Source organism: uncultured Christiangramia sp. (assembly GCF_913046405.1).
Lineage (GTDB): Bacteria > Bacteroidota > Bacteroidia > Flavobacteriales > Flavobacteriaceae > Christiangramia > Christiangramia marina.
Genome location: NZ_CAJWRQ010000123.1, coordinates 1 through 7,114, shown reverse-complemented (window position 1 = coordinate 7,114; position 7,114 = coordinate 1). Strand labels below are relative to the sequence as shown.

Below are 7,114 nucleotides of genomic sequence, written 5' to 3'. Positions count from 1 at the left end.
AATCTCCTGGTAGCAATCTGTCCCACGCGCCTTTAGTAGGAAAAGGTCCAGGTGCAATGGCATTGGATCTAATCCCGTATTTTGCCCATTCTACTGCCAGAGACCTGGTCATGGCAAGTACTCCGGCTTTTGCAGTTGCACTTGGGACTACGTAAGCAGATCCCGTCCAGGCATAGGTAGTAACGATATTAAGAATATTCTTACTTTCCTGCTTTTCGTCGATCCAGTGTTTTCCAAAAGCAAGTGTACAGTTCTTGCTACCTTTTAATACAATATCAATAATGGTATCAAAGGCATTCGCGCTCAAACGTTCTGTTGGTGATATAAAATTTCCGGCTGCGTTATTCAGTAGAATATCTACAGATCCAAATTCGGCTACCGCTTTATCGCGCATAGCTTCCACCTGATCATAATGTCTTACATCACACTGCAAGGGAAGACATCTTCCACCGGTTTGTTCTTCCAGTTCTTTTGCTACTTTCTCCAGCTTTTCCATATTTCTGGAAGTGATTGCAACGTTTGCTCCCAGTTCCAGGAAATAGGTAGTCATCGATTTTCCAAGACCACTACCACCACCGGTTACAACAATTGTTTTTCCGGCTAAAGCATCATCACGGAGCATTTTTTTCTTTAAATCCATATTTTGGTTGGTTATATGATTATTCGTCGATTAATATTTCAAGTAATTGTATCGCAGCATCACTAATCTTGGTCCCCGGGCCAAATACAGCCACGGCTCCTGAATCGAACAGGAACTGGTAATCCTGAGATGGGATCACACCTCCAACGATCACCATGATATCATCACGTCCTAACTTCTGAAGTTCTTCAATAACCTGCGGAACAAGGGTCTTGTGTCCTGCGGCCAGTGAAGATACCCCTAAAATATGAACGTCATTTTCGACGGCCTGTTGTGCTGCTTCGGCAGGAGTCTGGAACAAAGGTCCAATATCCACATCAAAACCAAGATCGGCATATCCGGTAGCAACTACCTTCGCTCCACGATCGTGACCATCCTGTCCCATTTTCGCAACCATGATCCTTGGTCGGCGACCGTCCATTTCAGCGAACTTGTCGGCCATTTCACGAGCCTTTTTAAATGAGCTGTTGTCTTTCATTTCTTTTGAATATACTCCGCTGAATGACTGAATCTTAGCTTTATATCTACCGTAAACGCTTTCGAGAGCATCACTAATTTCACCCAATGTAGCACGATCACGTGCTGCTTCAACGGCAAGTTCCAGTAAGTTAGCATTTTCTTCTTTAGCAGCCCTGGTTAGCTTTTCAAGGCTCTTTTTTACTTTATCTGAATCTCTCTCAGATCTTATTTTTTCCAGCCTGGCGACCTGCTGTTTTCGCACGGTTTGATTATCTACTTCCAGAGTAACCATATCATCTTCCTTATCCAGACGATATTTGTTCACACCTATGATCACATCTGTTTCGCTGTCTATCCTGGCCTGCTTTTTGGCAGCAGCTTCTTCGATCCTCATTTTTGGAATACCGGCCTCAATAGCTTTGGTCATCCCTCCAAGTTCTTCAACTTCTTCAATGAGCTTCCAGGCCTTGGCAGCGATCTCTTCGGTAAGCTTTTCAACATAATAACTTCCAGCCCATGGATCAACTGTTTTAGTGATATTCGTCTCCTGCTGAAGATAAAGTTGTGTATTTCGCGCTATTCTGGCGGAAAAGTCGGTTGGAAGTGCGATCGCTTCATCGAGAGCATTGGTATGTAAACTCTGGGTTCCACCAAAGGCTGCTGCCGCTGCTTCGATACAGGTTCTGGCCACGTTGTTAAATGGATCCTGCTCGGTTAAACTCCATCCACTGGTTTGTGAATGCGTTCTTAGACTTAGAGATTTAGGATTGGTAGGATTAAATTGCTTTACCAGTTTTGCCCATAACATTCTTCCTGCGCGCATTTTGGCGATCTCCATAAAATGATTCATCCCAATCGCCCAGAAAAATGATAGTCTTGGTGCGAAACTGTCAATTTTCATTCCTGCATCAAGACCTTTGCGAATATATTCCAGACCATCGGCCAGCGTATAGGCAAGCTCGATATCGCAGGTAGCACCGGCTTCCTGCATATGATAACCGGAAATACTAATGCTGTTGAACTTCGGCATGTTTTGAGAGGAATACTCAAAAATGTCTGAAATGATCTTCATGGAAGGAGTAGGAGGATAGATATAGGTATTCCTTACCATAAACTCCTTAAGTATATCATTCTGGATCGTACCAGATAATAATTCTGGTTTTACGCCCTGTTCTTCCGCAGCAACGATGTAGAACGCCATAATAGGAAGAACTGCTCCATTCATGGTCATGGAAACCGACATTTTATCCAGCGGAATCTGGTCGAAAAGGATCTTCATGTCTTCGACCGAATCTATCGCAACCCCGGCTTTACCTACATCTCCTACTACACGTTCGTGATCACTGTCATAACCTCGATGCGTTGGCAAGTCGAATGCTACTGATAGTCCTTTTTGTCCTGCAGCAAGATTTCTTCTATAAAAAGCGTTACTTTCTTCAGCGGTGGAAAAGCCTGCATATTGTCTTATCGTCCATGGTCTGCTCACGTACATCGTACTGTATGGTCCACGTAAATAGGGAGGGATTCCGGCGGCGAATTCAAGATGTTCTGCTTCTGAAAGGTCTTCTTTCGAGTAAGATGTTTTGATCTCTATCTCTTCGGGAGTCTCAAAGGTCTCCGCACTTATTTTCTTTGCTGAAGATAGATCTTTATCGTTCAAGCTTATATTTTGAAGGTCTTTACGTGACATCGTTACTAGTTTTGAGAGGTTTCTACAGAAGTTTCCTTTTTCAGTCGTTTTTGCTCCATCGCTTCACTTAATCTTCTTTCCAGGATTGGCTGTAAAAGGGTTTTTCTTGGATTCTGTTTTAAGAAAGGAAACAACTCAAGATCATCTTTCATTCTGTCTTCAGGGTTTTCGAACTTATTGGTTCCAATAAGGATCAATTCTCCCGAATCAAATCTATGTTGTTCTTCTTTTGCGCTTTCCTTTATCTTTTTCTGAATAATTCCTTCTTTAAGTTCCTTTAGCAAACCACCGCCTTTTTCAATATCCTTAAATATCTGTAAAGCTTTTTCAGCGATCTGGCGGGTGATCGTTTCTATATAATAAGTGCCTTCAGCAACATTTCCTACTTTTCCAAAATAGCTTTCGTGTCTCATCACCAGCAATTGATTGCGAGCAATGCGGTCACCAAACTCGTTATTCTTATGGTAGATGGCGTCGTAGGGCATATTGCAAATGCTGTCTGCACCTCCAAGGATCGCACTCATACTTTCAGTGGTGGTTCGAAGCAGGTTGACATTGAAGTCGTATAAGGTTTTAGTGCGTTTAGTTGGTTCGGCAACGATATGACAGTCTTTATGAAATCCAAATTCTGGTGCGATAGTGGCAAATAGCCAGCGTAATGCTCTTATTTTCGAAATTTCAAAGAAATAATCTGATCCTACCGAAACGTAAAATTGAATTTTAAGACTCGCTTTCTTTTCTGAATCCAGGTTTTCAAAATGATGTAGATATTCTGAAACTTGAGCAAGTGAATATGCCAGTTGCTGCGGAATATTTGCCCCGGCATTTTGATATAATCCCAGGTCTATGCTCAAAACTGAAGCAAAGCCGGAACTTTTCTGAATAATTTTTTCTAATTCTGAATGATCAGATTTCAGGTTTTCGAACCAGTTTCCCGATCGGGCCAGGTTGCCTATAATATCGTTACGCAGGTAAACCTTTCGATTAGTCTTACTAATTTCCTTATCCAGCTTCAGTATAAATTCTGAATTAAGGAACTCGCATTGCAGGTAAACCGGAACTTCTACTGGTATCGACTTCAGAATTTCTACGAAATCGATTTCTTCAGAAGCTAAAATGAACCATAAAGATTCAGTTCCCTTCTGTAGTTTGTCCTGGGCTTTATTTACTGCGGAAGCTTCAGAAGTGATATAGATCTTTTCACAGATATTCCAGTGAGCCGGATTAGGTATCGAAAGACTTTCTGAAATATCTTCCGAAGAATAGAAGGGTTTTATATCAATGCCGTGGAGAGTTTTGGTAACCAGTTTCTCATTATAATCGGCACCTTTAAGATCTGCTTGGATCTTTTGTTTCCATTGCTTTGCAGAAACATTTTCAAATTCCTGAAATAACAATTGCTTCATGATTTTAAATTTTTGACGGGCGAGATCAATCTATAGTATCGTACTCGATAATATAAATATCTTCATTGGGCCTTTTCATATAGTACTTCTGGCGGGCAAAACGTTCGAGTTGCACCGAATCCTGAAGATCTTCAATGATAGCCTTGTCTTTCGCGATCTCTTCCTGATAATAGCTCTTATTACTCTGCAGTTCTTCTATTTCCACATCCAGTTCGTGATGTATGAACCAGGAATTGGTATCCAGAAAGAACATCCAGCCTATGAAAATAATGCTTATCAGTACATACTTGTTACTGATAAACCGGAACCATCGTTTTTTACGCAGGTCTTTTAATTTCATAGTTTTTAAAGATACAAAATTAGCTTAAGCGATCTTTGATAATAGTCTGAACGATGTCAACAGCCACCGTATTGTAGCGATTGGTAGGAATGATGATATCGGCAAATTCTTTGGTAGGTTCTATAAACTGCTGATGCATTGGTTTTAAAGTCGTTTGGTATCTCCAGAGCACTTCTTCCAGATCACGACCGCGATCTGCAATGTCACGTTTTAAACGGCGAATTAATCGCTCATCACTATCTGCATGAACATAGATCTTAATGTCAAAAAGGTCACGAATTTCAGGATGGGTGAGGATAAGGATTCCTTCAACGATCACTACTTTTCGAGGGTGTATCTCTACAAACTCTCCGGTTCTGTTATGTTCTTTAAAAGAATAGACTGGTTGCTGAATGTTATGACCGGCGCGTAACTGTCTTAAATGCTCTGCCAGAAGATCGAAATCAATGGATTTGGGATGATCAAAATTTATCTTTTTACGCTCTTCAAAAGTTAGATGAGTCGTATCCTGGTAGTAAGAGTCCTGGGAGATAACATCTACCTCTTCATGTTTTAATTCATCGATGATTTGATTTACAACCGTAGTCTTACCACTCCCGGTACCACCGGCGATCCCAATAATTAGCATGTTTCTAGAATTTTTGCAAAGGTAATATTACTTTTTAAAAATCTTCGGAAAGTGCAGCCTGGCTTTCGAAATAAAAAAAACCGACTTGAAAAAAGTCGGTTTTGAAATTGTTGAGGGTTTCTTATTCAGCGTTTTCCTTGACAGCAGCAACTTCTTCAACCGTCACCATCTCGTCAATATTATTGCTCCAGGAGTTCATGACGTAGTTCATTGCATCTGCAACTTCCTGGTCGCTTAAGCCCATTGGAGTCATCACGTTATCATATTTCTCACCGTTCACTTCAATAGGACCTTTCATTCCATATTTAACACCGCGAATGCTTTCTTCACGCTTTTCTGTAAGCCAGTTTGAGCCATCGAGTGGAGGATAAGTGCCGGCAATTCCTTTTCCGTTCGGTAAGTGACAGGTCACACAAAGATCTGAATAAATACCTTTTCCTCTCTTGATACTTGCGGTTAGCGGAGTTTGTTCGCTGGACTTTTCCGAAGAAGGAATTACATAAGATTCATCTTCGGTTTCATTTTCTTTTTTATCAGATTTACAAGCCACCATCGCGGCCAATCCAAATACGAAAAGTAGTTTTTTCATGTGATTATTTGTTGGTTAATTTTGCAATTCCTTTACCTTCAATGGCTACATAAATATCTCCGTCTGGTCCTTGTCTTACATCACGCATTCGTCCTGCACCATCAATAAGTTTGGTTCTTTTAGTGATCTTTTTACCATCCAGTTCAAGGAGTTCAAGATATTGAAATTTTAGAGATCCCACTAAGAGGTTCCCTTTCAATTCTGAAAATTTTTCTGAAGTTACATAAGCGAATCCGCTAGGAGCAATAGAAGGTAACCAGTAGAAAATAGGATCCTTCATTCCTGGCTTGCTACGCTCGTCGGTAATTGGTGTCCCGCTGTAATTTTCACCATAAGTCACTACAGGCCAACCATAATTAGCGCCTTTCTCTACCACATTGATCTCATCTCCACCTTTTGGTCCATGCTCATGTACCCAGATCTCTCCGGTTTCAGGGTTGAGAATCATTCCCTGCGGATTTCTATGTCCGTAAGAATAGATCGCTTCAACGGCATTTTCTTCCCCTACGAAAGGATTGTCTGAAGGAATAGAACCATCGTCATTCAATCTGTAAACTTTCCCGTTATCACGTGAGATATCCTGTGGATTTACATCGCGCTCACCTCTTTCACCAGCACTAAAGAACAGGTAACCATCTTTATCAAAAGCTATCCTGGAGCCAAAATGCTGACCTTTGGTTGTATTTGGAGAAGCTTTATACAGAACCTCTTGAGAAGTCAATTTACTGCCTTCAAGTTTTGCCCGCATAATGGCGGTGTTCCCACCATCTGCACTTCCTTCTGGGGAAGCATAGGAGAAATAGATCCAGCCATAAGATTCATATTCTGGGTGAAGCACCACATCAAGCAAACCTCCCTGACCACGATCATAAACTTCAGGACCACCAGTAATCTGGATCTTTTCACCATTTTTAAAATGTATGATATCACCGTTTTTTTCAGTGATAAGCATGCTTTTATCTGGCATAAATGTAAAGCCCCATGGAATATCCAGCCCTTCAACTACCATCTCAAAACCATACGCATTTGATACTCCAGCTTCCATAGGTTCTGGAACTTGTTGATCTTCTTCGGAAGTAGCTTCAGGAACCGCAACAGGATCTTCAGTATTTTCTGAAAGATCGTTTCCAGAATTTGAATCACCACAAGCATAAACTGAAATTAAAATACCAATGGATGCAATATACTTTTTCATATTTCTCTTTTTTAAAGCAATGTTTGAACTAAGATATAAAAAAATGAAACTTTCCATGGTAGGATATGATTTATTCTTATATTTGCCGCCCAATTAATGCTAAACAAAGCATTTTTCGGGGTGTAGCGTAGCCCGGTTATCGCGCCTGCTTTGGGAGCAGGAGGCCG

Annotated in this window: 6 protein-coding genes and 1 pseudogene; all 7 read right to left on the bottom strand. The window is 41.0% G+C overall.

What is annotated here, in order from left to right:
- Positions 1 to 640: SDR family oxidoreductase (locus QZ620_RS12840; RefSeq protein WP_295182338.1), on the bottom strand; the 640-nt coding region annotated here is incomplete at its 3' end.
- Between the two features lie 19 nt (positions 641 to 659).
- Positions 660 to 2,789 (bottom strand): methylmalonyl-CoA mutase, encoded by a 2,130-nt coding sequence (scpA, locus tag QZ620_RS12835; protein ID WP_295182336.1) that lies wholly within the window; start codon positions 2,787 to 2,789, stop codon positions 660 to 662.
- Positions 2,790 to 2,794: 5 nt separating this feature from the next.
- Positions 2,795 to 4,195 carry a methylmalonyl-CoA mutase subunit beta gene (locus QZ620_RS12830; RefSeq protein ID WP_295182333.1) on the bottom strand — a complete coding sequence of 467 codons (1,401 nt, stop codon included), beginning with the start codon at positions 4,193 to 4,195 and terminating at the stop codon, positions 2,795 to 2,797.
- A gap of 25 nt (positions 4,196 to 4,220) precedes the next feature.
- The gene (locus QZ620_RS12825; protein WP_141878236.1) at positions 4,221 to 4,535 is read right to left on the bottom strand and encodes a septum formation initiator family protein; all 315 of its coding nucleotides are present in this window, start codon (positions 4,533 to 4,535) and stop codon (positions 4,221 to 4,223) included.
- Between the two features lie 19 nt (positions 4,536 to 4,554).
- Positions 4,555 to 5,175 (bottom strand): annotated as a pseudogene (gene udk / locus QZ620_RS12820) (uridine kinase); the annotation flags it as partial.
- Positions 5,176 to 5,284: 109 nt separating this feature from the next.
- Positions 5,285 to 5,752 carry a cytochrome c gene (locus tag QZ620_RS12815; RefSeq protein ID WP_295182331.1) on the bottom strand — a complete coding sequence of 156 codons (468 nt, stop codon included), beginning with the start codon at positions 5,750 to 5,752 and terminating at the stop codon, positions 5,285 to 5,287.
- 4 nt (positions 5,753 to 5,756) lie between these two features.
- Positions 5,757 to 6,947, bottom strand: a complete 1,191-nt coding sequence (locus QZ620_RS12810; RefSeq protein ID WP_295182329.1) for a PQQ-dependent sugar dehydrogenase — start codon at positions 6,945 to 6,947, stop codon at positions 5,757 to 5,759.
- Positions 6,948 to 7,114: the final 167 nt, after the last annotated feature.